At 57.7% G+C, this 23,850-nt stretch carries 21 protein-coding genes and 1 pseudogene; 8 read left to right on the forward strand and 14 right to left on the reverse strand.

Annotation, left to right across the window (positions count from 1 at the left end; all coding sequences use genetic code 11):
• The 10 genes and pseudogenes from tagH to tssA form a co-directional block, all read right to left on the reverse strand.
• A pseudogene (tagH, locus tag GSM73_RS26655) lies at positions 1–349 on the reverse strand (type VI secretion system-associated FHA domain protein TagH); the annotation flags it as partial.
• Positions 350–366: 17 nt separating this feature from the next.
• A complete protein-coding gene (locus tag GSM73_RS01595) occupies positions 367–507 on the reverse strand; it encodes a hypothetical protein (RefSeq protein ID WP_047226747.1) in 141 nt (46 codons plus the stop codon).
• A gap of 64 nt (positions 508–571) precedes the next feature.
• Entirely contained in the window at positions 572–2,080 is a 1,509-nt protein-coding gene (locus GSM73_RS01600) for a sigma-54-dependent Fis family transcriptional regulator (RefSeq protein WP_160891390.1), read from the reverse strand.
• A gap of 8 nt (positions 2,081–2,088) precedes the next feature.
• Positions 2,089–4,674 (reverse strand): type VI secretion system ATPase TssH, encoded by a 2,586-nt coding sequence (gene tssH / locus GSM73_RS01605; RefSeq protein WP_160891391.1) that lies wholly within the window; start codon positions 4,672–4,674, stop codon positions 2,089–2,091.
• Positions 4,671–5,693 (reverse strand): type VI secretion system baseplate subunit TssG, encoded by a 1,023-nt coding sequence (gene tssG / locus GSM73_RS01610; RefSeq protein WP_047226745.1) that lies wholly within the window; start codon positions 5,691–5,693, stop codon positions 4,671–4,673. The genes tssH and tssG overlap by 4 nt, the downstream gene beginning before the upstream one ends.
• Positions 5,657–7,444 carry a type VI secretion system baseplate subunit TssF gene (tssF, locus tag GSM73_RS01615; protein ID WP_160891392.1) on the reverse strand — a complete coding sequence of 596 codons (1,788 nt, stop codon included), beginning with the start codon at positions 7,442–7,444 and terminating at the stop codon, positions 5,657–5,659. Before tssF ends, tssG begins: the two co-directional genes overlap by 37 nt.
• 6 nt (positions 7,445–7,450) lie before the next feature.
• Complete coding sequence (tssE, locus tag GSM73_RS01620) at positions 7,451–7,864, reverse strand: type VI secretion system baseplate subunit TssE (RefSeq protein ID WP_047226743.1); 414 nt, start codon at positions 7,862–7,864, stop codon at positions 7,451–7,453.
• A 13-nt stretch (positions 7,865–7,877) separates the two neighbouring features.
• Positions 7,878–9,353, reverse strand: coding sequence for a type VI secretion system contractile sheath large subunit (gene tssC, locus GSM73_RS01625; protein WP_047226742.1), 1,476 nt, complete (start codon positions 9,351–9,353; stop codon positions 7,878–7,880).
• 43 nt (positions 9,354–9,396) lie between these two features.
• Positions 9,397–9,885 carry a type VI secretion system contractile sheath small subunit gene (tssB, locus tag GSM73_RS01630; RefSeq protein WP_047226741.1) on the reverse strand — a complete coding sequence of 163 codons (489 nt, stop codon included), beginning with the start codon at positions 9,883–9,885 and terminating at the stop codon, positions 9,397–9,399.
• A gap of 31 nt (positions 9,886–9,916) precedes the next feature.
• Complete coding sequence (tssA, locus tag GSM73_RS01635; protein WP_160891394.1) at positions 9,917–11,473, reverse strand: type VI secretion system protein TssA; 1,557 nt, start codon at positions 11,471–11,473, stop codon at positions 9,917–9,919.
• A 447-nt stretch (positions 11,474–11,920) separates the two neighbouring features.
• Between tssA and GSM73_RS01640 the strand changes: the two genes are divergently transcribed.
• From GSM73_RS01640 to GSM73_RS01665, 6 genes are all read left to right on the forward strand, one after another.
• Positions 11,921–13,990: a type VI secretion system tip protein VgrG gene (locus tag GSM73_RS01640; RefSeq protein WP_160891396.1), complete on the forward strand. Its 2,070-nt coding sequence runs from the start codon at positions 11,921–11,923 to the stop codon at positions 13,988–13,990.
• Positions 13,987–14,838 (forward strand): DUF4123 domain-containing protein, encoded by an 852-nt coding sequence (locus tag GSM73_RS01645; RefSeq protein ID WP_047226738.1) that lies wholly within the window; start codon positions 13,987–13,989, stop codon positions 14,836–14,838. The genes GSM73_RS01640 and GSM73_RS01645 overlap by 4 nt, the downstream gene beginning before the upstream one ends.
• Complete coding sequence (locus GSM73_RS01650) at positions 14,835–15,608, forward strand: hypothetical protein (protein WP_047226737.1); 774 nt, start codon at positions 14,835–14,837, stop codon at positions 15,606–15,608. Before GSM73_RS01645 ends, GSM73_RS01650 begins: the two co-directional genes overlap by 4 nt.
• A 12-nt stretch (positions 15,609–15,620) precedes the next feature.
• Positions 15,621–17,801 (forward strand): lipase, encoded by a 2,181-nt coding sequence (locus GSM73_RS01655; protein ID WP_047226736.1) that lies wholly within the window; start codon positions 15,621–15,623, stop codon positions 17,799–17,801.
• 169 nt (positions 17,802–17,970) lie between these two features.
• A complete protein-coding gene (locus GSM73_RS01660; RefSeq protein ID WP_047226735.1) occupies positions 17,971–18,669 on the forward strand; it encodes a hypothetical protein in 699 nt (232 codons plus the stop codon).
• Positions 18,666–19,574 carry a hypothetical protein gene (locus tag GSM73_RS01665; protein WP_160891398.1) on the forward strand — a complete coding sequence of 303 codons (909 nt, stop codon included), beginning with the start codon at positions 18,666–18,668 and terminating at the stop codon, positions 19,572–19,574. Before GSM73_RS01660 ends, GSM73_RS01665 begins: the two co-directional genes overlap by 4 nt.
• Before the next feature lie 194 nt (positions 19,575–19,768).
• On the opposite strand, the gene GSM73_RS01670 is transcribed toward GSM73_RS01665, so the two are convergent.
• The 3 genes from GSM73_RS01670 to GSM73_RS01680 all read right to left on the reverse strand — a co-directional run bounded on the left by GSM73_RS01670 (position 19,769) and on the right by GSM73_RS01680 (position 21,585).
• A complete protein-coding gene (locus GSM73_RS01670; protein ID WP_047226733.1) occupies positions 19,769–20,044 on the reverse strand; it encodes an HU family DNA-binding protein in 276 nt (91 codons plus the stop codon).
• Between the two features lie 192 nt (positions 20,045–20,236).
• On the reverse strand, positions 20,237–21,385 hold the full coding sequence (locus GSM73_RS01675) for an NAD(P)/FAD-dependent oxidoreductase (RefSeq protein WP_047226792.1): 1,149 nt from the start codon (positions 21,383–21,385) through the stop codon (positions 20,237–20,239).
• Positions 21,386–21,420: 35 nt separating this feature from the next.
• Positions 21,421–21,585, reverse strand: coding sequence for a rubredoxin (locus GSM73_RS01680; protein ID WP_047226732.1), 165 nt, complete (start codon positions 21,583–21,585; stop codon positions 21,421–21,423).
• A gap of 197 nt (positions 21,586–21,782) precedes the next feature.
• Here GSM73_RS01680 and GSM73_RS01685 point away from each other — a divergent pair, with 197 nt between their 5' ends.
• Together GSM73_RS01685 and ubiA are read left to right on the forward strand one after the other, a co-directional pair.
• The gene (locus GSM73_RS01685; RefSeq protein WP_047226791.1) at positions 21,783–22,346 is read left to right on the forward strand and encodes a chorismate lyase; all 564 of its coding nucleotides are present in this window, start codon (positions 21,783–21,785) and stop codon (positions 22,344–22,346) included.
• The gene (gene ubiA, locus GSM73_RS01690) at positions 22,346–23,236 is read left to right on the forward strand and encodes a 4-hydroxybenzoate octaprenyltransferase (RefSeq protein ID WP_160891400.1); all 891 of its coding nucleotides are present in this window, start codon (positions 22,346–22,348) and stop codon (positions 23,234–23,236) included. Before GSM73_RS01685 ends, ubiA begins: the two co-directional genes overlap by 1 nt.
• Positions 23,237–23,328: 92 nt before the next feature.
• Here the strand turns inward: ubiA and GSM73_RS01695 are convergent, their stop codons facing one another.
• Complete coding sequence (locus GSM73_RS01695; RefSeq protein ID WP_047226730.1) at positions 23,329–23,715, reverse strand: hypothetical protein; 387 nt, start codon at positions 23,713–23,715, stop codon at positions 23,329–23,331.
• Positions 23,716–23,850 lie beyond the last annotated feature (135 nt).

A 23,850-nucleotide genomic window follows, 5' to 3' on the forward strand; every position in this document is an offset into this window, starting at 1 on the left:
GGGGTTCAGCACGGCTGCTCGCAGGGCCGGATATCAACCGGGCTCGAATTTCGAAATCGCCCAGAAGGTAGGCTTTACCGTCCTTGATACGTACCGGCTCGTCCTTGGGCAGGCGCACACCACTTTCACTGTCGGTCACGCCGTTGCCACTGATGTCGGTGAGAAAAAACACACCTTCATGGAAACTGATCTGTGCATGACGCTTGGACAGGAATCGCTGACGGTCGGGAATAACCCAGTCGCAGCTCTCGCCCCGCCCGATCACGCCGCCGGCCGGTCCGAAAGTCTTCTGACACGACTGCACCGCGACAAACTGCCTGGCGTTCAATATTTCGAAAACAAGTTCCATTGATGAGCTCCTTGCGGTTATTTGCCGCGATTGGCCGCCTGCGGATCGCCCAGTGGGCGATAACTGCTGTCATTGAATTTGTAATTGCCGCTGCAACCGCCGAGGCCAAGTAACACCGCCAGGGTCAGCAGGACGGTTTGCCGGGAATAGACAGACATGGAAAAAAGTCTCCAGAAGTGAAAGGAGCAGACAGGGATAGGTATGAGTGAACAAGAGCGAGGGTCATTCATCGAAGTCCCTGCGACAGATCTTCAGGCGCCCAAGGCGATACAGCAGTGTGCGCAGCGGCAAGCCGAGTTCGCGGGCGGAAAGCGTCTGGTTACCGGCGTTTTTGCGAAGGCAATCGATCAGCAACTTACGTTCGATCTGCCTCATCCGCTCACGCAGACTTAAGTGGTCTTGGTCTGGAGGAGTTTCGATGTGCAAAGCAAAATGTTCGACCAATAGTTCTGCGCCCTCACACAGCAGCACGGCTCTTTCCACCATGGCCTTGAGTTCCCGGATATTTCCGGGAAAACCATACGCAGCCAAGTGGCCCAGCGCCGCGTCGGACCAGCGCACCGGATCTCGTCGCAAGAACGTGCAAGCCTTGTCGGCGAAATGCCGCGCCAGCTCAAGGATGTCTCCGTCGCGCTGACGCAACGCCGGCAACTGGATCGGAAACTGAGCAAGGCGGTAATACAGGTCCTCGCGGAACTTTCCCTCCTCCATCAACTGCTTCAGGTTGCGATGCGTAGCGGCAATGATGCGCACATCGATTGTGTGGGTGTCGTTGGACCCCAGCGGACGGACCTCTCCCTCCTGCAACACCCGCAGCAGCTTGGCCTGAAGGGACAACGGCATGTCGCCAATTTCATCGAGCAGCAGAGTGCCTCCGTTGGCCGCATCGAACAGCCCTGGGCGGTCCCGATCAGCCCCGGTGAAAGCCCCCTTGCGATAGCCGAACAGCTCGCTCTCCAGCAAATGTTCGGGAACTGCCGCGCAGTTCTGGACGATGAACGCCTTGGAACGCCGTCCACCGCAATCGTGGATCGCCCGAGCCACCACTTCCTTGCCTGTGCCGGTCTCACCACACAGCAGGACGGTGTAAGGGCTGTGCAGGACTTTGCTGATCAATGACCAGGTCTGGCGCATTGCCGCGCTGTTGCCGACCAGGCCAGAGCCATCTACGCTGGGCAAGCTTGTGGGGACGGGCCGGGTTGGACGAGGCACACGCTGTAACTGATGCATCCGGTTGAGGGCGAACGCCCCAAGGTCCCCCAGAGGCTCGGCAAACCCATGCAGGTCCATATGCCGATCGCTAGCGCATAACAACAGACCTTCTACGGTTTCCTGCTGATTGACGAGAGGCACGCAGAGCAGCGACTGCCACGGTGCTGCCCGCGTCGGCAGAAAACTTATTTTGTGCAGGCTGCCACTCAATGTGCCAAGACACACCACGCGATTCTGATCCAAGGCGAACTGCAACAGTTGCTCACTGCTGTAATCGGAAGGGACGCTGCTGCGCTCACGAAACTGCAACTGGCCTTCCAGGCATTCGGTGTGCATTTCCAGGCGAGAGTGAGTAGCGTCAAACACGTACAACTGCGCCAATTCGCAGCCACTGAGACTCGCCACACCCAGGATGAAATCGGCCGACAATGCAGCATCATCCACCGCCCGCGACAGGCGGGAAAACTGCGCCAGAAGGGCTTCAGCGCAGGCCAGCTGTTGCGCAACCTGCTTGAACATCGTGCCCATCAAGTGAACTCGCAAGTTACGCTTGCTTCACCGGTGAGCGTGGCGTGTACGTGTCGCAGTTGTTCACCACCCGCCATGGCCGCGAGCAAGCGGTCGGCAACCAGCGGCATTAGTTGTCGGTCAAGCAAATGGTCAATCAGCCGCGCGCCACTGTCGCTGCGGGTACAGCGCTCGACGAATTGATCAACGAGGCGCCCGCAATAACTGAACCCCAACTGCCGACGAAGCAGCCTCTCTCCCAAGCGATCCAATTTGATCTCCACCAGCTCGCGCAGTACCGGCCCGCTTACCGGGTAGTACGGCACCACACACATGCGCGAAAGCAGTGCCGGTTTGAAATGTTTACTGAGTATCGGGCGAATGGTTGTTTCGAGGTGTTCGACACTCGGTTGCACGCCGTTTTCGCACAGATCACTGATGAGTTCGCTGGCCAGGTTCGACGTCAGCAGAATCAGGGTGTTACGAAAATCAATCTCTCGCCCTTCCCCGTCATTTGCCAGACCTTTGTCGAATATCTGGTAGAACAGGTTCAGCACATCCGGGTCAGCTTTTTCGACCTCATCAAGCAGCAGCACTGAATAGGGCTTTTGCCGCACTGCCTCCGTAAGCATGCCGCCCTCGCCAAAACCGACATAACCCGGTGGCGCGCCGATCAGCCGCGAGACGGTATGTTTGTCCTGGAACTCGGCCATATTGAGCGTGGTAATGAAGCGACTGCCCCCGTACAGCAGGTCGGCCATGGCCAGCGCCGTTTCAGTCTTTCCGACCCCGCTCGGTCCCACCAGCAGAAATACGCCCACCGGGGCGTCGGGTTTGTTCAGGCCAGCAGCGGCAGCGCGCATTGCGCGATCAAGTGCCTGCACTGCCTGCTCCTGACCGCGAATGCGAGCGCGCAAGTCCGCAGAGAAACTGGCGACTCTTGCATTGTGCTCCCTTGCCAGTTGCGCCAACGGAATACCCGTCCAGGAGCTGATTACCTCGGCTACCAGTCGCGGGCAAACCTCGAAACTGATCAGGCGCTCGTGAACCTGCGCAGCCATCAACGCGCTGTGGGTCTCGTGCAACGACACTTCCAGGGTTTCGACACTCAGTGCTGGATCCATTGCCGCTGAGCGCGTACTGGCCAATTGTTGACGCAACGACAGGAGGTGTTCGGCCAGTGTTCGTTGCTCCGTCCAGCGAGTTTCCAGCACCTGACACTCGTCTTGAACAGCAACCAGACGTGCCTCCAGGGCCGCCAGTTGTGGGATATCAATCGACAGGCCAGCCTCTGCGTCACGTCGCAACGCCTGGCGCTGCCGCTCGCCTTCGGCCAATTCACCCCGCAATCGTTCAAGGCTTTGCGGCGCAGTAGCCAAGCTGATGCGCACTCGGGCGCAGGCAGTGTCCAACACATCGACAGCCTTGTCCGGCAGTTGACGGCCGGCCAGGTAGCGGGCCGACAAGTGTGCTGCAGCGACCACCGCATCATCTCGCAGGTAAATACCGTGACTGGCCTCATAAACCCTAGCCAGCCCCCGCAAAATCGTCACTGCGTCACCGACGGTAGGTTCGTTCACTCGCACGGGCTGGAAACGCCGGGCCAGAGCCGGATCTTTCTCAAAATATTTCTTGTATTCAGTCCAGGTGGTAGCCGCTATGGTGCAAAGCTCACCTCGAGCCAGGGCTGGCTTGAGCAGGTTGGCCGCATCGGAGCCGCCAGCGTTACCGCCCGCGCCGATCAGCGTATGAGCCTCGTCGATGAACAGGATGATAGGCTTAGGTGAAGTTTTGATCCCGTCGATCACACCTTTGAGGCGTCGCTCAAATTCGCCCTTGATGCTGGCTCCGGCCTGCAGCAACCCCATATCCAGCGACAGCACTTCAACGGCTTCGAGTACAGACGGCACTTCCCCGCCGGCAATGCGCAAGGCCAGTCCTTCGACAATGGCAGTTTTGCCCACTCCCGCTTCGCCGACCACGATCGGATTGTTCTTGCGGCGACGAACCAGGATATCGATCATTTGCCTGATCTCGTCATCCCGGCAAAGCACAGGGTCGAGATGGCCGTCGCGTGCCTGCTGGGTCAGGTTTTGAGTGAAGCGCTGCAGTAGGGAATCGTCTGGTGCGATCAATTGATTCGTACCCGGTTGGGCTCCTCGCGACAAGACCAGCGCCTTTAAGCGCCCGGCGTTCATCCGAGCGAGCAATGCCTGATAAGGGCTGTCTGCGTAACGATCCAGATTACGCAGCATTGCCAGGATCAAAGCGGCTTGCCCGACCTGGCTTTGCCCCAGTTCGAGATCGGCCACTCGCAATGCATCTTGTAGCCATTGCACCAACTCAGGTGCGAATACCGGGTTATGGGAAGCGCCGTGTTCAATCCGCGGTTGCAGGGCGGCGCTCAGTTCGCTGGCGCTTATCCGGGCATCCAGCAAGGCATGCGCGAGCAGACCCTGCGGGTGCTCCAACAAGCCCAGCAACAAATCTTCCACCAGGACTTTATTGGCACCACGAGACGCGCAGCGCTCGGCAGAACGCTCCAAGTCTCTGCGCGTATCGGCGTCCAACGCCTGAATAAGTTGCTGTAGATCTACGTTGATCATGTCATCCATTCCAAATGAATTTTACTGCCCAGGGTCACTACACCATCGGCGTGTTCTTGCCCCATCCAGCTGGTCCAGCCGAGGCGACAGGTATTCCCTTCACCGATACGCAGTTCACGTATCTCTCGCTGGTGCAGGACCAGGCGAATGTCATATTCAAGGGGGGCACGCAGGGTGAAACGCACCAGCGAGCACAACGGCTGATAACCGACTCCGATGGGCAGAAATTCATGGAAACGTTGCCAATCCAGTTCGTGGATATGGATCCGGAACTTGCCGCTGCGATCACGAACCTGCTCCCCCAGGACCAGGTCTGCGCTCAGCAGGCTATTGGAACTTCCAAGACGATTGCGTTGCTCATCCGGGATGTCCACACAGCGTTCAACACACTGCTCGATGTTCATCTCGGCGTGCTTGAAGTAGTAACGCAGTACGGCTTCAATCAACGCCGCCGAATGAACCCGCAGACTCAGCAGGCCCAGATACGGCAACAAACGGTTCCAGTTCAATTGAGTGGACTTGCGGATTTCTTCGCCGCCCAAGCCGATCAACGCAAACAATTGCTCGGAAAATGGATCGTCGGCACCGCTCTGAAAACTGGCGCAATAGCGGTATTTACGCCAGATCGGCAGCATCAGCCGATGAAGTCGATGATGAAACAGATCAAGGAACTGGCGAGTCGGATTACCGTTCCCGTCCTCTCCGAGGGCCTGCTCACCATAGAACGCCGGTAGCGGCGAGCCTGTACCCACCAAGCCGATCAGATTCAGACACAAACGAGCCCGTACCTGCCCATGCTCCTCAAAAAACTCCACACGATCGATGTCACTCGCAGGGAATCCCAGGCTTGGATTCGCCTGAAACTCCAGACGCTCATAGAGTTCCTCATCGTTCAAGAACGGGCAGACCTCACGCAGCCGATCAATGACCAGCAGCACGGCCTGAAACAGCGAGTACTCACGTATCCCTTGCGTCAGCGCGCTTATAGAAGCGGCTGCTGGCCCATGCGGGGTGTCCATTGATACACCTCTCCCTGAGTGCTGCTCACCCGCAGTTCGTGGTACGAATTGAGGCTGGCGTATAGCGAGAAAAACTCGTTAAGGACCGAGGCAAAAACGAACAAGTCGCCTTCGCCGATATACCCTTGCGGGTCGATGGTCAGTTCGGTGCGCAAGCCACGAACCGGCAACCCCCGGTGCAGGCGATCGACGTGCTGATGCCTGATTGACTTGAGTCCGTCCAGCAGACGCCTACTGACCTTCTCTGTCTGCTCGTCGTAATAACGCGGGAAATCGTAGGTTTCGAGAATCACCTTGAGGGCGTTCACGTCCGCCAGCGACAGATAGTTGAGTGACATGTTGCTGACCAACTTCCAGAGGAAGTCGCGGTTGAGCGGGGGGGCGAAACTCGGAGTCACCGGGCTGATGTTGCGAAAGCTCAACGATTCAGGGCTGCCTTCACCGGGTTGGTCGATGTCACCCACACGCAGTTGCTGCGGCAGATTCCGGTTGGTGCACATCAGCTCGATCGACAGGGTCTCATGGGGCTGAGCGTGCCGAACATCAAAGCCCAGGCAGGTGTCTAGGCCGCCGTGCAGTAAGGACAGACGCTGGCGGACACTGTAATAGGGGCGGTGATGGGGCGCTTCGAAGCTTGAGTCGTGTTCAAACGACTCGAACGGCACATAGGGCTGATAACCCAAACCGCCGGGGTTCCAGCCGATGACACTTTCGACAGAAAACACACCGCAGTGCTCCCGGTCATAATTGGCTGGCAGAAGCAGGTACTCGTCCTGTTTGCCATCCAGACGGATCGGCTGCGCATCATGGGTGAACAGATTGACGATAGGTGTGCAATAAAGCCTCACGTTATCCAGCGTCGGACGCAGCTGCTGGACACCGCACTTGCCAATATCGAAGCGCAGATCCAGGCCGCGCATCTGCTTGAGGGTCTCTTGCGGTAACGCGCTGAGAACGTCCAGCCCGTGGACATCGACGAACAGGAACTTGTCCTGGAAGGCAAAATATTCCTGCAGGTAACGATAGCCGCGAAAGGTATTAAGCGGATAGGGAATCAGGGCCTCTTCTTCGGCAAACCCTACTGGCTGGACACGGTCGGCACCGATCCTGAAGGTTAGGGGCGAGCCATCTGCAATGGTCAAAGGCATGCCAGCGCCATTCAGCGGGATCAGCTCGATGCTTTTGAGGTTGCGCAACAGGTTGAGGTAAAGCATCTGGCTGATATAACGCTCGCCGGCGAGGTGCAGACGCAGACTGCTCAGTTGCAACTCACCCAAATGCCCCTCGCACCCCATCTCCAGACGCAGGCTCAATAGCGAACCATCGCCCTGCATCGAGTAACTCAACCCGGTAAGGTCTAGCGGCAGCACTTCGGTCGGGTAACAGGTACGAAAACGGCAGCGTACCTCCTGGACCGGCTTGCTCTCGACCGACGTGTCACGCGCCACCCGAATGGCAGGGCCGGATCGCTGGAGCGGATCGAACTGCACTATGCTGAACCCCGGTAAGGGCCGCATGTAGTTTGGCCACAACAGGTGCATCAGCGAATGGCTCAGTTCAGGCAGTTCGTCATCGAGTTTCTGGCGCAAGCGCCCTGTCAGAAAGGCGAACCCTTCCAACAACCGCTCCACGTCCGGGTCACGCCCGGCGTGCCCCAGGAATGGCGCCAATGCCGGGTTTCGCTCTGCAAAACGCCTACCCAGTTGGCGAAGTGCGGTCAGCTCGCTCTGGTAGTAATGGTTGAACGACATCGATAGCTATCCTTGGCTGACCTTGATTTGGCCGCGACCGTCCAGGCACGCGGTAAAACTCACTTGCTGCTTGTCACCGTCCATAACCAACAAAGCGTCGATATTGAAGGACAGCCGGAGCTGATCAGCGCTACTTGGCACTGACGCGACACAAACACTACTGAGACGTGGCTCGTAGGACTCGATGAGCGCCTTGATCGCCTTGCGGGCTTGGCTCCGGGCATCGTGCGGGCTCAAGCGCATGTTATTGAGATCCGGCAATCCATAATCGGGAGACGTCTGCACGCTACCCGCACGGGTGCTGAGCATCTTGGCCAGATGTGCAGCCACAGAAGCCATGACGCAGACATCGCGACTCAAACCTGAACGTTTTTCGACATCGCCGTTCAAGCGCTCGAAAAGACTGCCGTACCCAGCCATAGACGACGCCCGCTTATGCCTTATCCAATTTGCCAACCAACGAGAGGGTGAAATCGGCCCCCATGTATTTAAAGTGCGGGCGCACATTCAAGCTGACGCGATACCAGCCCGGCTCGCCGTCCACATCGCTGACAGTGATCTGGGCAGCACGCAGTGGACGACGACCACGAACCTCGGCGCTTGGGTTTTCCTGGTCGGCGACGTACTGGCGGATCCACTTGTTCAGTTCCAGCTCAAGATCGGTGCGCTCTTTCCACGAGCCGAGTTGCTCGCGCTGCAACACTTTCAAGTAGTGAGCCAAGCGGTTGACGATCATCATGTACGGTAGTTGGGTGCCGAGCTTGTAGTTGAGTTCTGCATGCTTGTCCTCGGCGCTGATCCCGAAGTACTTGGGCTTCTGCACGGAGCTGGCGGAGAAGAATGCGGCGTTATCGCTCCCTTTGCGCATGGTCAGGGAAATGAAGCCCTCCTCCGCCAACTCGTATTCGCGGCGGTCGGAAACCAGCACCTCGGTGGGAATCTTGGTTTCAATTTCTCCCATGCTTTCGAAGTGGTGCAGCGGCAGATCCTCGACCGCCCCTCCACTTTGAGGGCCCACGATGTTCGGGCACCAGCGGAACTTGGCAAAACTGTCGGTCAGGCGAGTGCCGAATGCGTACGCAGTGTTACCCCACAGGTAGTGCTCGTGGCTATTGGCTACGGTCTCCTTGTACACAAATGACTTGACCGGGTTTTCTTCCGGGTCGTATGGGTTGCGCAGCAGGAAGCGCGGCACGGTCAGGCCGATGTAGCGAGCGTCTTCCGACTGACGGAAGCTCTGCCACTTAGCGAATTGCGGACCTTCAAAGTGGTCTTTCAGATCCTTCAGGTCCGGCAAGCCGGAGAAGCTTTCCAGACCGAAGAACCTTGGGCCGGCGGCAGCAATGAACGGCGCATGGGACATGCTAGCGACGCTGGACACGTGCTGCATCAACTTCACGTCTGGTGAGCTCGGGGACATGTAGTAGTTGGCGATGATTGCGCCCACCGGCTGGCCACCGAACTGGCCGTACTCCGCGGTATAGATGTGCTTGTACAACCCCGACTGCATCACCTCCGGCGAATCTTCGAAATCGTCCAACAGATCATTCTTGGAAACGTTGAGGATCTCGATTTTGATGTTCTCACGGAAGTTGGTGCGCTCGACCAGCAACTGCAAACCGCGCCACGCCGACTCCAGCGCCTGGAACGCCGGGTGATGAAGAATCTCGTCCATCTGCTGGCTTAACTTGGCATCGATCTCGGCGATCATGCGGTCAACCATGACTTTCTTGACCGGCTCACCACTGTTTTGCGGCTTGAGCAGTTCTTCGATGAACGCCGACACACCACGCTTGGCGATGTCGTAGGCTTCGTCATCCGGGGTCAGGCGGGTTTCGGCGATGATACTGTCGAGAATGCTGTATCCGCCGTATTCACTGTTCTTTTGCTGCGCTGCTCGGGTGCTCATAGTGGAGGTTTCCTTGACTGATAGGGACTCAGGCTTGCTGGGCTTAGGCGCTCAGGCCCAGCTCACCCAGTACACGTGCACGCGATTCGTCGTCGGCGAGTACGCCTTCAATGGCTTTGCGGAACGCAGGTGCGTTGCCCAAGGGGCCTTTGAGGGCCATCAGCGCGTCGCGCAACTCCATCAGCCTCCGCAGCTCAGGCACTTGATCGACCAGGTTGGCCGGGTTGAAGTCCTTCATCGAATTGACGCGCAAATGCATGGACAGCTCTTCTGTCCCACTCTCGGTCTGCAAACGATTTGGCACGCTCAGCGTCAGGTTCAACTCTTGTTTGGCCAGCACCTCGTCGAAGGTCATCTTGTCGATACTGATCGGTTTGCGATCCTCGACTTTGCGTTCGTCCTTGCGGTGGGTGTAATCACCGATTGCCAACAACTTCAGCGGCAACTCGATCTCTTCCTGAGCTCCGCCGGTAGCGGGTTTGAAGGTGACGTTGATGCGTTCCTTTGGGGCGACCGAGCCTTCTTTGGCCATGACTTTCTCCTAACGATTGAGGCCTGGAGGCCTATTCAATGACCCGTTCGAGGTCGAGGTGACACAACCTGCGGTAGGTCTCTTCCTTGCGCTCGCGCACTGCATGGTTTTGGGGCAGCAGCTCACAGCAGTTGTGCAACAGATGCAGCACCTGCAACACGAGATCGGGCTCCCAGGCATTCAAGTCCGCGTTCTGTAGCGTCTGATCGAGGGCTTCAAGCTGGACCTTGGCAAGTTCGTATTTCCTGGCCGAGAAGCACAAACGAGCCATCGCAAAACGCCAGCAGAACCGCTCGCGCGCACCGTAAGCGTTTTGCATACCTTGTTTGAGCATCTGGATGGCGGATTTCAGGCCCCCCTGACGCTGGACCAACTGAGCCTCTTCCAGAGCCAGCTCCCAAAGCATCTGATTGCCGGTGACATCAGCTTTGGGCTGCGGGGTGTGGTTTTGTAGATGAGGCATGACCTGGGCAGCAATCCAGGCTCGGGTAGCCGGATCGGCGAACGGCGCGCCGTCATGCCAACGAAGATCGATAATCCCCGCTAGCCGTTGAATGAACAATGCGAATTGGACTTCCACTTCACGCATGGCCTGCTCAGCGTTCAGGCCTTGCAGGCACTCCCACGCGAGTCGCTGGCCGTCGAGCCAAAACGGGGACTTCGCCAGGCTACCTTCGATCTCCAACAACAAATCCGCAAAATGGCCTTGTTGGAGATTGTCCTGATAACTTTTGAGTTTGTCCGTAGGCAGCCCGCGCAGCGACGTAATCTGCTCAGCGTTGCGCTCGGGTAAAGCGTCGATGGGCAGCCAAATTAGCGTGCGATTCAGGCGAAGAGCGCGAACGTCGGTCGCTTTCTGTTTGAGCCACCAGGTGCACAACATACGAGCGCCGTCCTGCTGTACTCGCAGGGCCTTTTGGGCCTCTTTTTCGTTCTCTATCACGACACCGACTGCGAGCAACTGTGTTGCTGCCTGCTCCACCTGAACCGCTACATCCCCAACCACGCCGGATTGCGGTCGATTTTCAGAAACGCGCCGGATCATATTTCTGAGTCGCCGGCACAGCGGCAACAACAACGGCGCTTCCTCGCCCAAGTGAGCGGTGCAAGCGGCGTCAAGGCCTTCCAGTTGCTCCACCAGATGTCGGAACAACGCCAGTTGGTCCCTAATCGCGATGTCATCCCCTATCGCCTGCTCCAGGCGAGGCACCAGCCAATTGATGCTCGCGGCGCGGGTTCGGGCCTTGGCCGGGTAGATCTCGGACCAATGGTTTTTACACAGGTATTGCAGGACACAAAGGCCGGCAAGCAACCCCTGTAGAGACTCACGCTGATACAACGCCCATGTCAGCCAGACGGCTACGCGCAGATCCTTCGACTGGGTTCGCAACAGGGCTTCACTTTGTTCAAGTACTTTCAGCCAATCGACCTGACCGCCCTGATGCATCGACTGGGATTTACCCAGCTCGCTTTCCAACGCTTCGTATTCATTAGAAAAACGCACGTCCGCACCGGCGAAACTCTCTGCAGACACAGGAGACTCGGCGAGAGCCAGATAATGGGCGGGCAGTTTTCCGGAATACGGCATTCACTTCTCGATTCAGGGAATTCAGTTAGGGAGGCAAAGTAGTTAGGACAGCATGATTATTTAAGGTCAGCATTCGATGTCACTCGTAGGGTTTTCACCCCATACAATCGAGCCCCTTCAACACAAAATATTACATCGCTCTCCAATCACTCGGATGCCGCCAAGAATGCCAAAATACGGAACATAAAAAAGTAGGATTTTTCTCCTTTCGCAAGAGAATAATAACAAATCGAATGATCAGAATTTTTCCCTCCACTGCCGCATCTGCCTACTGAAATACGCCATCCAGTCAATTTTAAGTTACTTCAAATAATTTCTGGACGCCGATGCATTTATCTCGGAGAAAATTCCTACATCCTTTTCTTTTTTTAAGCTTCAGACCTTGTCGGGCATCGGGGGCTGCTTCAATGGAATAAGGAGCCGAAGCCATTACCCAAGGATGAACTGATGCACTCCACTATTGAGTTACCCAATTTTCACCTCTCGATTCCTGACCTCGACCATGATCTACAGGTCTTGGCCTTCAATGGTTATGAAGCCATTAGTACGGCTTATTCTTTCGATATTGACCTCGTCAGCGAACGAAAGAACATGGACCTTGAAAGCTTATTAAATAAACGGGCATTTCTTGTATTAAACAAACAGGGCCGCGGTGTACATGGACTAATTTATCGCGTTGTACAACGTGAGTTCGGTGAGCGTCTGGCTCATTACACGATCAGGTTGGCTCCACGACTGGCTTATTTGCAGCACCGTACTAATCAACGAATTTTCCAACACATCAATGTCCCGCAAATCATCTCATTAATCTTAAAAGAACATGGCATTCTCGCCGACGCTCATCGCTTTCAATTAAACTCCAACTATCCGCCACGTGATTACTGCGTGCAGTACCACGAGTCTGACTTAAATTTCATTGAGCGTCTGTGTCACGAAGAAGGCTTGCATTATCACTTCCAACACAGTGCATCGGACCATCGCTTGGTATTTGGCGATGATCAAACGGTGTTTCGCCGACTGAAACGGTCCATTGTTTATAGGCACGAAAGGGACTTGGTTAACGACGAACCGGTTATCCAGCGTTTTGATCTGCGATTGGAGATACGACCCAGCAGGGTCACTCGTCGTAATTACGATTTCAGGAAGGCGGCATTTCCTTTGGAGAACGGCTGTCAGCCAGACAGCGACAGCATCTGGCCAGACTTGGAAGACTACGATTACCCCGCCGATTTTGCTCAGGACAAACGCGGCAGGTTACTCAGTCAACGAGCCTTGGAACGGCATCGTGCCGACTACCGCCAGGCTGAAGGCAAAAGTAATCAACCGGAGCTGGCGACGGGACACTTCCTGGCATTGAGTGGGCACCCTCGCCAGGAATGGAATGATCTTTGGCTGCTGACCGAAGTGCATCATCAAGGCAGGCAACCGCAAGTGCTGGAAGAAAACCTCACCTACACCCCCTCCGCGAATGAAGGCGACTTCTATCAGAGCTACCGCAATCGTTTCATTGCCACACCTTGGGATGCAACCTACCGTTCGCAGCGGGTTCATCAGAAACCACACATATCGGGCAGCCAGACCGCCATAGTCACTGGTCCTGAAGGCGAAGACATCCATTGCGACCCCTATGGTCGCGTCAAGGTCAGGTTTTTCTGGGATCGCGCGGGTCATCTCAATGACCGTAGCAGTTGTTGGTTACGAGTTGCGTCCAGTTGGGCCGGCAACGGCTACGGAAGTGTCACGATTCCAAGGGTGGGCATGGAGGTGCTGGTGACCTTTATGGAGGGCGACCCCGACAAACCCTTGATCAGTGGATGCCTGACCAACAGCGTCAACCCTTTGCCCTACCCGCTCCCTGCACACAAGACCCGCACGGTGTTTCGCTCTCGCAGCTCGCCAGGCAACAAGGGCTTCAATGAGTTGCATCTGGAAGACCGCGTGGGTCAGGAGCTGGTCTACCTGCATGCCCAGCGTGACATGGAGCAGAAGGTTGAGAACGACAGTCGTCTGGAGGTTGGCAACGAACGACGAGAGATTATCAAGGGCAACAGCACCACTGTACTGCAAGCCGGTGAGTATCGAACCACGGCTGCCGATCGCGTAACCCAGATTGGAGGCAACGACTATCTGCGTGTCGCCAACCGTCACACGAGCGTTGAACAGACACTGGTCGTTGAGGCCGGACAGCAAGTACATATCAAGGCAGGCGCCCATGTGGTTCTCCAGGCAGGCGCAACCCTCAGTTTGAATGCCGGGGGCCAACAACTGGTGATCGACCACAGCGGTATCCATAGCAGCAGTGAAATCCAGATCGGTGGATCACCACTGTCCGGTGCAACCGCCCCGTCATTCAAGCCCGGATTAGCGCCTCCCCTGGCAACGTTACCGGATCAGCTCCCGCTGTTTGCGCCTACTCAACGCGCCCTGATGGCGGCCAGTAAAGCCTTAGGGTCCGACTTTTGCCCTATCTGCGAGGCCTGCCGGGAGGGTATCTGCCCAATGGAAGCCGCTGCATGACTCATTCACGCCCTTATCAATGGTTACTCACACACCAGAGTCTCGGCCACACCTTGTGTCTCGTTCTGGACTCCGAAAATGAGCGCCAGATACGCCAGACATTGCTGAAGAACAGCCGCCCTCACCAGTACCTCAGTGTCTATGGGCAAACGGTGGTCGCAGACCTCTGTGATGCCGGGCCGTTTGTCTTCACCGTCGATCCCGGCGACAAAAATATCAACGAGTTGCTCATGCGCCCGGACAGTGACTGGGGGTGGTTTGCCAGCGTTCCCAAAGGGCACATGCCCATGTTTGTGGAACACTGGCGCAAACGGTTGATCATCGGAGATCGCCCGCATCAGGCGCTGTATCGCTTTCAGGACAATCGAGTATTGGCCAAGGCTCTCAGGCATCTGCCCGTTGAGGCCTATCCGGGCTACCTCGGGCCGGCGATCAGCGTGTGCTATTGGCAGGGCGCCTGTTGGGAATGCACGGATAACCCGGCGCCAGGCACTATTGCGGTGCCAGACTTTCCTCTTTGGCTACAGCTACCAGTTGCTCAACAGCAAGCGATGAAAACTCGCCTGATCAACGCCCACCGTTTTTTGTTGGCCGAGCATCTTCAGGCCTACGCTCAGCTCGCCGAACAACAGGATCCGCAGATATGGTTGCGCGCCACGCTTGATCAGGCCGAGGCATGGAATTGGCTGGCGCCCGCCCCCCTGGAGTTTTTGCTCACCCAAAGCCTGCAAGCCTTCACCCAGAAGCTGGCGCAACACTGGCATGCGCGTCCTGGCGAAACCCCCGACGAACACTTTGAACGAGTGCGCTTGGCGGCGCAGGTTTGGCAAGGGGACGCGCCGCAATGAACAATCACCTGCGGATGATGAACCTTGGCTTATGCCTGGCGATAACGACGGGTTGCGCCCAGGAACAGGTGAATACCTTCATCTTTACCGCTGACTTGCCGCCCGACTTTGCCTACGTTGCGGCGGTGTACTACTCCCCCGCCAGGGGTGAGAGCTGCACCGTCGAGAAAAGGGACAACAAAGCCCTCGTGTTTAACAGAGAGTGGCGAAAGGAATATACACCTGACTCCCGGATCACTATTCGAACCACCCGTAAGGGATGTCCGCTGGTGATCAACCGCATCAAACTCAAAATCAACTCCGCCTACGGCCAAGACTGGAGCGATGTCAGTCATGACACGGCCAACGTCGTTATTCGTGATGAGTTGGAAAACACATATAAGGGGACTTTCAACGAAGCGGGAGAAAGCCGCTTTTATGGTCAATGCCAATGGTTATTTCGTACCTCAGGAAAGCCTCGCATTCTCAGAAAAATCCTCGATTGTAAAAAAACCAACCCACTCGGCGAACCTGGACACGGGCGTCCCTTCACTGCGTACGCCCTCGAACAGCTACCAGGCAAGACCGTGAAGATGAAAATTTCCCTGGCGCCGGAGGAGGAACCCTACTTCACCGGTAAATGGGTGAAGTTCAAAAATGGATATAAACGCTGTATGGGCAAGGGCTTTGAAGATCAACACGCTTTCTGTCTCGGAAACTTTAAAGACTTCAGCACATTTCAAATGATTGACGGCCGTATCTGCTCCGTCTATCCCGGATGCATCGAATAAGGAAAGGACTCAATGGCAGTTTCAAATAAGGAAATAATGTCTTCTTTAAATGGACGAATGGTTTCTTGCCCTCGACAAGGCAAGTGGACCACTTTTCAACTCACTGACGAGTTCGGTTCAGGCGAACCGTATGCCGGGTTGGCCTATACCGCGACTGATGCAGAAGGGCTTGAATATCACGGCCAGCTAGACACTGACGGGGTAGGGAAAGTGGCCAACCATTGTGCGGGGCCTATTGCCCTTGCGTTCACTGAACTCTATCAAGGCAACGATGCAGGGTACAACGAACTGATTAGCAGGAAGCATTACCCCCTCAAAATTACCGAACTGCAAGTTCGCGCCGAACAAACACGCTGCCTGAACAGCAACACCTCCCGCCCCCGAGAAAAACCCGCGCAAACCTGCGCTGATGAATTTTTCCAAGTGGAAGTGCGCCACTTGGTCCAACATTCCACGCATCTGCCACCAGAGGTGAACCGTCACTACCCACCCGGCACGGGGCCTGCGAGACTCATGGGAGAACATGGCAAGTTCGGGGTGGCCTTGATGCCCCAAAGGCACACCGTGCTGGAGGTACGCCCACTGCGGGCCTTGCGGCCCATGCTGTCCACCGCACCCGAGTTCTGCGCGCTCAACTTATACCAACTGGCGCTCATGTCGACCCTGACCTATTGCCCCTTCGGCCAGACACCTGACAAATCGCCGATAGAAACACCGGTAAGTTTCAACCAACAGCCAAGCGTGGGTCATTGGTTCGCGGATGCTTTGGCCAAATTTGAAGAGATCTGGAAGCTCAACCCAGAGCAAACAGAACCTTACTTCTACCCTCTGTACGAGGACGTGCCCTACTCCAAGCGCCTGGAGATCGTCCCGTTCGACCCAACTCTTTACGCGGCCAACGATCCAGAGTCAGGCGTACATCAGGAACATCCCGCCAACATTCATTTTTTCGACGACACCGACGAGCAAGACAGCACGGACACCCAAGCCTTCATCACCCACAACGACGAATTGATCCTGATCGCAGTGCGTGGAACCCAGCAATTCGCCGACGGCCTGCGCGACGCCGATGCACTCCAAGTACCTTTTGAAGAAGGTGCGGGCCATGTGCATCGAGGTTTCTATCGGGCCGCTAAACATGCCGCGACCTTCGTGACGAGTTATCTGGACCGATTCTACGCAGGGCAAAAACTGCTGATCTGCGGCCACAGCCTGGGAGGCGCAGTGGCGTTATTACTTTCCGAGATGCTGCGTTGCAGACATGAAAGCTACAGCATCCAGCTCTACACCTACGGCGCACCCCGCGCCGCCGATTCCACGTTCATTAAAAACGCCGGCCCCCTGTTGCACTATCGCATGGTCAACCACAACGACCCGGTACCCAGCTTACCCGGCAGTTGGATGAACACCAGAACAGGTGTGTATGGCGTCGGCACGGCACTGATGTTCGCCAACGTGCCGCTCGGCCTTTCAATGTTCGTGGCAGGCATCACGAACTGGACGGGCGAGGCCTACGAACACCACGGTATCTTGCGACATTTCTTGCCGGTTGAACTCGGTCGCGGGGAGAAGTCCTCGATTCTCTGGACACCCAGTTGCGACACCATTACTCAACACGCCGCCTGCGAAATAGCCCTTCACCATAAGCGCGGCTTGCCGGATCGTCCTTCATTCCTATCTCAACTCTTCGACGTTAGAAACCATTTCATGATCCCCAGCTATATCCCCGCTTGTTGGGCGACCTTGCGCCGCTGGCAGCAAGCGCAGGCTACTGGAGACAGCCTAGTGACAAAGCTCGAATATGAATGGATAGGTAGTGCGCTGGAACGGATTACCCAGCAGTTACGCGACGAAAACCGTCACCAGACGAGACGCTCGGCACCAAATAGGCGTAGCGAAAGGCCCGTTAACATTGCACTCGCCCGCGAGATAGACAAGATCCAAACCACCCGCGCTCGTCTAGCCACACTGCGTACGGCGTCAGTCAACGAAAAAGACGTTTATGGAAGTTTGTCCGAGCATCCCGAACGATTGGCGCAAAGTTTAGCCCGCTGGCACGAACATCCGCAGAACAGGGTCGCCGAGCAACTGGCAATGGAGCCGACTGAGGAGGTTGATATCGAATTAATAAGCGGTGCGCACGGGTACTCCGTCGGTAAACATTACACACTGGATGTTGATTCGATCATTTGACTCAAGAACTCTGGCTGGCGCTGCAGACTCTGAATTTCCGCAGGGTGACGAAGTCACTTCCCACTCCTAGCTGTAGCCCAGCTGAAAAAATATATCAATCTGCCACTATTGTTCCGCCCGATGCTGCCGACACAGGCAGCATCGTTTTTAAATCATAAGGACTTGATGCATGTCTTTTCACACCTTCCGCACCCTCGCTGCACTGACGTTACTCGCCTGCCTCACCCTCACCGGCTGTGCCCACGTTCAACCGCCAGTACCGCTGGATCATCAATTCTGGGACGCCAAGGAGCCGACTATCGGCGTGGCGATTACTGTGGTGCCGGAGCCTGTGCTGGCGCTGACCGGTAACCAGGGCCTTCTGGATTTAGCTATCAACAAGGGCGTTAACAGCACGCTCAGCGACAATGTCGAGAAATGGCAAGTCAAGGACCTCAACACGCTGCCGGACGCCATCGTCGCCAAGTTGCAGGCCAAGGGTTACAAGGCCAAACGAATCGACGAGCCGGTGGATCTAAAGGTCTATAAGGAAGTCAGTTTCCGCGAAGGCTACACGGTCCGCGACCTGACGCCGCTCAAGGCGACTTACGGGGTGGATCGCCTGTTGTTGGTCAACATTCTGGCTACCGGCGCCACTCGCAGCTATTACAGCGTCGTGCCGACCAGCGTGCCGATGGCGCAGGTGGGCGGGCAAGGCATGGTGGTTGATCTGGCCGACAACAAGCTGCTGTGGTTCAAACCTTTTGCCGTCGTGCAGGCCGCTCAGGGTGAGTGGGACGAGCCCAACTACGCCAATCTGACCAACGCGTTCTATCAGGCGATGGATACCAGCCGCCAGCAAATGATCACCCCGTTCGAACAACAATGAAACGGGCGCTGTTAGCGGCCGCCACGCTGGCCCTGCTGGTGCTGGCCGGTTGCGCGCAGAAGCCTGCGCCGCCGGCCGGTTTCAAGTCGCAAGAGGCGGTGACTTACGTCCAGGCCCATGGGGTCAAGGTGGATGTACAACTGCCGCCGGCGTTCGTGGGGGCCAGCACTGTGGTCGACGCCAAGGCCGCGCAGCAGGCCGCGTCGTCGAGCCATAATCTGATCGCCAGTTCCGGCAACACCGCCGGGCTTGCCGGTTTGCTGGTCGCCAGCCTGATCAATACCCAGATGGGCAGCGGCAGCTTGCAGCGGGATGCGGAAAACGCTGCCGCCAAGGAGTCGCGCCCGCTGGCCGATCTGTTGGCGGGCGTGCCGTTGCAGGAACGTCTGCAACAGCGTTTCCAGCAGGCTTCGCTGGCGGCCGGCCTCAAGCAGGGAATGGGGCCCGTGACCGCGCGCCTACTGGTCGAACCTAAACTGATGCTCACCCCCGATCGCGGCAGTTTCGTGCTGATCAATCAGGTGCAGGTCCAGGATATTGCCGGTTCGGCGCTGTACCGCATGCGCATCGAAGTCACCAGCCAGCCGATTCGGCGTTGCGGCAGCCGCTGCATTGATGATGGCAGCCTGGATCTGACGCAAGTCACGGCGGTGCTGGACGAGTGCATCGACGAATCGATGCGCGTGCTGACCACCGACCTGATGCTGCCGACCCCACCGCCAGCCGCCCAGGAAACCTTGCGTTATGTGCTCGATGGTCAGCGCGTGGTCGAGCGCGGTTATCAACTGGCCCACAACGGCAGTTACTGGCGTTATCGCAACCTCTACGGCGCGGTGAAATCAGTGCCGGTGCCGTTCGAGGATGCGCTGACAGAGGCGCAGTTGCAGAAGGTATACGGGCGTTAATCTGGGTTGCGCCGCCGAGCGGGGATAAATCCCCTCGCCCAACCAACAGGCGGCCATCGCGAGCAGGCTCGCTCCCACATTGGCGGTTTGGGGCCTTCGACGTTCGGGAAAAAGCCATAAAAAAAGGGCATCCGACTCAATCGGCATGCCCTTTTTTTCTACCGCTTGCCCCCTAACCGGGGAACCCGCGGCGATTATGGATTGACGCTGGCCTTCAACATTTTGCCCGGCTTGAAGGCGACGGTGTTGCTGGCCTTGATCTTCACCGGCTCACCGGTCTGTGGGTTTTTGCCGGTACGCGCGCCGCGGTGGCGCTGCAGGAAGGTGCCGAAGCCTACCAGGGTGACGCTGTCCTTGCGGTGCAGGGCGCCGGTGATTTCTTCGAGAACGGCGTTGAGGACGCGGTTGGCTTGCTCTTTAGTGAGGTCAGCCTTTTCCGCGATGGCGGCGGCGAGTTCTGGTTTACGCATGAATGAAGCCCCTTTTGACGGTTTTTTTGTTGTTATGTCTGGGCTGTACTCATGGAAACAGCCCCTAAGGCGCCGCAGGCTCTACTCTGCGGCAGACGGGAGTGAGGATGGCACGGGGCCGCAGGCGGCGCCAGTGTCAGGGCGGCCTTTGTCGCGCCGAAAGCAGGGTATTTACGACAGAAGGACCGGCATTTACGCCAGCAGCGCTGGAAGCTCTTTGTTCAGTGCCAGTTTTTCCATCACCGCCGCGCCGGTCAGGGCGTAACCCAGCAGGTTGCCGTTGGCGTCGCGGCACAGGGCCTTGATGTCACTGCCCTGCCCTTCGACGCTCCACACGCCTTCGCTGCCCCGCGGTGGTGGCGAAACCACGAGTGGGCACACCGGGGTTTTCACGGTAATTGGCATGGCACCGTAGCGCACGGCGGTCGGGTTGCCGGCCAGGGTTTGGGCCAGGGCGCGGGCGCAGCTCATCAGCGGCATGACGTACAGCAGGTTCAGGCCGTCGACCTCGGCGCAGTCGCCCAGGGCGTAGATGTTGGCGTGGGAGGTTTTCAGGTGGCGGTCGACCACCACGCCGCGATTGACCACCAAGCCGGCAGCGGCGGCCAGGTCGATGCGGGGGCGCAGGCCGATGGCCGAGACCACCAGGTCGCAGGCGATCACCTGGCCGTCGGACAGGTGCGCCTCCAGCCCGTCGGCCACCCGTTGCAGGCGATTGAGCACCGGCCCCAGGTGGAAACGCGCGCCGAGGCTTTCCAGCCCGGCCTGTACCGCCGCAGCGGCCGCAGGGTGCAGCAGGGTCGGCATGACTTGCTCGCACGGCGCGACCAGTTGCACTTCGTAACCGCCCAGGATCAGGTCGTTGGCGAATTCGCAGCCAATCAGCCCGGCACCGAGCAAGAGTACCCGGCGCTTGCCGGCAGCAGCTGCGCGAAAGCGTGCGTAGTCTTCCAGATCGTTGATGGGGAAGATCAGGTCCGAGGCATCACCCTGCACCGGCACGCGCACGGTTTCTGCGCCCCAGGCCAGGATCAGGTCGCGGTAGTTCACCGTTTCTTCGCCGATCCACAAGCGTTTGTGGCCCGGATCGATGCCGCTGATGCGGGTGTGGGTGCGCACTTCGGCGTTCAGTTGCTCGGCCATGGCGCCCGGCTCGGCCATGCTCAGGCCGTCGGCGTCTTTGTTTTTGCCAAAGCCTGTGGAGAGCATGGGCTTGGAGTAGGAGCGACCGTCATCGGCGCTGATCAGCAGCAGCGGAGTTTCGCTGTCGAGTTTGCGAAACTCCCGGGCCAGGTTGTAACCGGCAAGGCCCGTACCGACGATGACGACAGGTGCACTCATGTTGCTCTCCATGTAGCTCTCCATGCAGGAAACGATCAGATAGCGATCATTTCGAAATCCGATTTACCCACGCCGCAGTCCGGGCAGAGCCAGTCTTCGGGTACGTCTTGCCAGGCAGTGCCGGGCGCGATGCCGTCATCCGGCCAGCCAAGGGCTTCATCGTAGATCAGGCCGCAGACAATACATTGCCACTTTTTCATTCAGGTACTTCCTCAGGTGTCGGCATTTGCCGGTATGGTTGGGTCGATGTAAAGCTGCCCCTTCCGGCTCAGGGCGTTTTGTACTGATCGGTCGCGAGAGATGCAAGCATGATCGACGCTAAGACCGCCCCGCTGAATCAAATTCGCCAACCGACATGGTAAGCTCGCGGCCTCATTTGCTGCCATTCAAGACCTCTGTGCCGCATACAAATTCGATATTTCCTACACTCCAATGGTTGCCCCAGCCCCTGCTGTCGCCTCGCCCTGACGCCTGTGTGCTCGACTGGCTATTCGACGAAGGGTCCCTGACCCGGCGCCTGACGCGGCTGTCGGATGAGCGTTTCAGCGTGACGCCGCTGTTCGAAGGTTGGCAACCCTTGCGTGCCGATGAATGTGCCGCGCTGGATCTGGCCGAGGGCAGCGAAGGCTGGGTACGCGAGGTGTATCTGCGCGGCCATGGCGAGGCCTGGGTGTTTGCCCGCAGTGTGGCGGCGCGTAGCGCGTTGCAGGGCGACGGTTTGCAGATGGACGAGCTGGGCAGTCGCTCTCTGGGCGAGTTGCTGTTTTGCGACCAGGCGTTCCAGCGCCGGGCCATCGAGGTTTGCCATTACCCCGAACAATGGTTGCCGGCTGAGGTGCGCGCTCGTGAACTGTGGGGCCGCCGTTCGCGTTTTGATCGCGGAACGTTGAGTGTGCTGGTGGCGGAAATTTTCCTGCCGCGCCTGTGGACCGTCGCCCGCGCCTATTCGGAGAACTGCTGATGTACGTGCAACTGCTCAAATCCTTGAACCGCCTGAACCCGCGGGCGTGGGACTTCGTGCAACTGACGCGCCTGGACAAGCCCATCGGCATCTATCTGCTGTTATGGCCGACGTTGTGGGCTTTGTGGATTGCCGGGGAAGGTTCGCCGTCCCTGGCCAACATCGTGATTTTCGTGCTTGGCGTGGTTCTGACTCGCGCCGGTGGTTGTGTGATCAACGACTGGGCCGACCGCAAGGTGGACGGCCACGTCAAACGCACCGAACAGCGCCCGCTGGTGAGCGGCAAGATCAGTTCGAAAGAGGCGCTGGTGTTCTTCGCGGTGCTGATGGGCGTGAGCTTCCTGCTGGTGCTGTGCACCAATGCACCGACCATCTTGCTGTCCCTCGGCGGGCTGGCGCTGGCGTTCAGTTACCCGTTCATGAAGCGCTACACCTACTATCCGCAAGTGGTGCTGGGGGCAGCGTTCTCCTGGGGCATGCCGATGGCGTTCACTGCCGAAACCGGGAATTTGCCGGCGGCGGCCTGGCTGCTGTACATCGCCAACCTGCTGTGGACGGTGGGCTACGACACCTATTACGCGATGACTGACCGGGACGATGACTTGCGGATCGGCGTCAAGTCCACGGCCATTCTGTTTGGCGATGCCGACCGGGTGATCATCCTGACGCTGCAGGGCCTGGCCTTGGGTTGCCTGCTGCTGGCCGGGTCGAAATTCCAGTTGGGCGGCTGGTTCCACTTGGGGCTTGTGGCCGCTGCCGGGTGTTTTGCCTGGGAATTCTGGTACACCCGCAGCAGGGACCGGATGCGCTGCTTCAAGGCGTTTCTGCACAACCATTGGGCCGGGTTGGCGATTTTCGTGGGGATTGTGCTGGATTACGCGTTGCGGTGAGACCGCTGACCCAGCGCTGAACCCACGGTCATGAAATCTTTGTGGCGGGGGAGCTTGCTCCCCGGCCACAAAAGCGTTTTAGCACCGATCAGCTACTTGGGCTTGGCAACCTTCCAGGCACCGCCCATCACGCCGTCACCGGTCTTGTCTCCGGCTTTCTTGTCCTTCACGAAGGTGTACAGCGGCTTGCCGTCGTAGGCCCACTGCGACGACCCGTCGTCGCGCGTAATCACGGTCCATTTACCCATGGGCATGGCAGCGCTTTCAGCCTTGAGCGGTGGCCAGTTCTCGGCGCATTTGGCAATGCACGCTGACTTGCCGCCTTGGTCTTTTTCAAAGGTATACAACGTCATGCCCTTGTGGTCGGTCAGCATGCCATCTTTGATCATCGCCGGTTCGTCAGCCGCGTACGCCAGCGCCGGCAGCACCAAGGCAACCGCCAGGCCCAGAGCCTTGATGGATTGGGTAAGGTAAGTCATGGAAACCTTCTTTTGCAGTTGTCAGGAATCGGACTCAAAAGCTTAGTCCAGGATCCTCTACACTGCCGGGTGCCGAAACAAGTGTCACACGACTGCAATAATTCCGTTATCTAATGCGGCGCAAGACAGTTAAAT

It is taken from the genome of Pseudomonas sp. PICF6, assembly GCF_009831705.1.
GTDB lineage: Bacteria > Pseudomonadota > Gammaproteobacteria > Pseudomonadales > Pseudomonadaceae > Aquipseudomonas > Aquipseudomonas rhizophila.

Coding starts and splice junctions, on each gene's coding strand:
- tssG (WP_047226745.1), bottom strand. CDS start 5,693: ATGGACACCCCGCATGGGCCAGCAGCCGCTTCTATAAGCGCGCTGACG.
- GSM73_RS01670 (WP_047226733.1), bottom strand. CDS start 20,044: ATGCGTAAACCAGAACTCGCCGCCGCCATCGCGGAAAAGGCTGACCTC.
- GSM73_RS01660 (WP_047226735.1), top strand. CDS start 17,971: ATGTCTTTTCACACCTTCCGCACCCTCGCTGCACTGACGTTACTCGCC.
- GSM73_RS01595 (WP_047226747.1), bottom strand. CDS start 507: ATGTCTGTCTATTCCCGGCAAACCGTCCTGCTGACCCTGGCGGTGTTA.
- ubiA (WP_160891400.1), top strand. CDS start 22,346: ATGTACGTGCAACTGCTCAAATCCTTGAACCGCCTGAACCCGCGGGCG.
- GSM73_RS01655 (WP_047226736.1), top strand. CDS start 15,621: ATGGCAGTTTCAAATAAGGAAATAATGTCTTCTTTAAATGGACGAATG.
- tssF (WP_160891392.1), bottom strand. CDS start 7,444: ATGTCGTTCAACCATTACTACCAGAGCGAGCTGACCGCACTTCGCCAA.
- tssH (WP_160891391.1), bottom strand. CDS start 4,674: ATGATCAACGTAGATCTACAGCAACTTATTCAGGCGTTGGACGCCGAT.
- GSM73_RS01640 (WP_160891396.1), top strand. CDS start 11,921: ATGCACTCCACTATTGAGTTACCCAATTTTCACCTCTCGATTCCTGAC.
- tssC (WP_047226742.1), bottom strand. CDS start 9,353: ATGAGCACCCGAGCAGCGCAGCAAAAGAACAGTGAATACGGCGGATAC.
- GSM73_RS01665 (WP_160891398.1), top strand. CDS start 18,666: ATGAAACGGGCGCTGTTAGCGGCCGCCACGCTGGCCCTGCTGGTGCTG.
- tssE (WP_047226743.1), bottom strand. CDS start 7,864: ATGGCTGGGTACGGCAGTCTTTTCGAGCGCTTGAACGGCGATGTCGAA.
- tssB (WP_047226741.1), bottom strand. CDS start 9,885: ATGGCCAAAGAAGGCTCGGTCGCCCCAAAGGAACGCATCAACGTCACC.
- GSM73_RS01675 (WP_047226792.1), bottom strand. CDS start 21,385: ATGAGTGCACCTGTCGTCATCGTCGGTACGGGCCTTGCCGGTTACAAC.
- GSM73_RS01645 (WP_047226738.1), top strand. CDS start 13,987: ATGACTCATTCACGCCCTTATCAATGGTTACTCACACACCAGAGTCTC.
- GSM73_RS01695 (WP_047226730.1), bottom strand. CDS start 23,715: ATGACTTACCTTACCCAATCCATCAAGGCTCTGGGCCTGGCGGTTGCC.
- GSM73_RS01600 (WP_160891390.1), bottom strand. CDS start 2,080: ATGTTCAAGCAGGTTGCGCAACAGCTGGCCTGCGCTGAAGCCCTTCTG.
- GSM73_RS01680 (WP_047226732.1), bottom strand. CDS start 21,585: ATGAAAAAGTGGCAATGTATTGTCTGCGGCCTGATCTACGATGAAGCC.
- GSM73_RS01650 (WP_047226737.1), top strand. CDS start 14,835: ATGAACAATCACCTGCGGATGATGAACCTTGGCTTATGCCTGGCGATA.
- tssA (WP_160891394.1), bottom strand. CDS start 11,473: ATGCCGTATTCCGGAAAACTGCCCGCCCATTATCTGGCTCTCGCCGAG.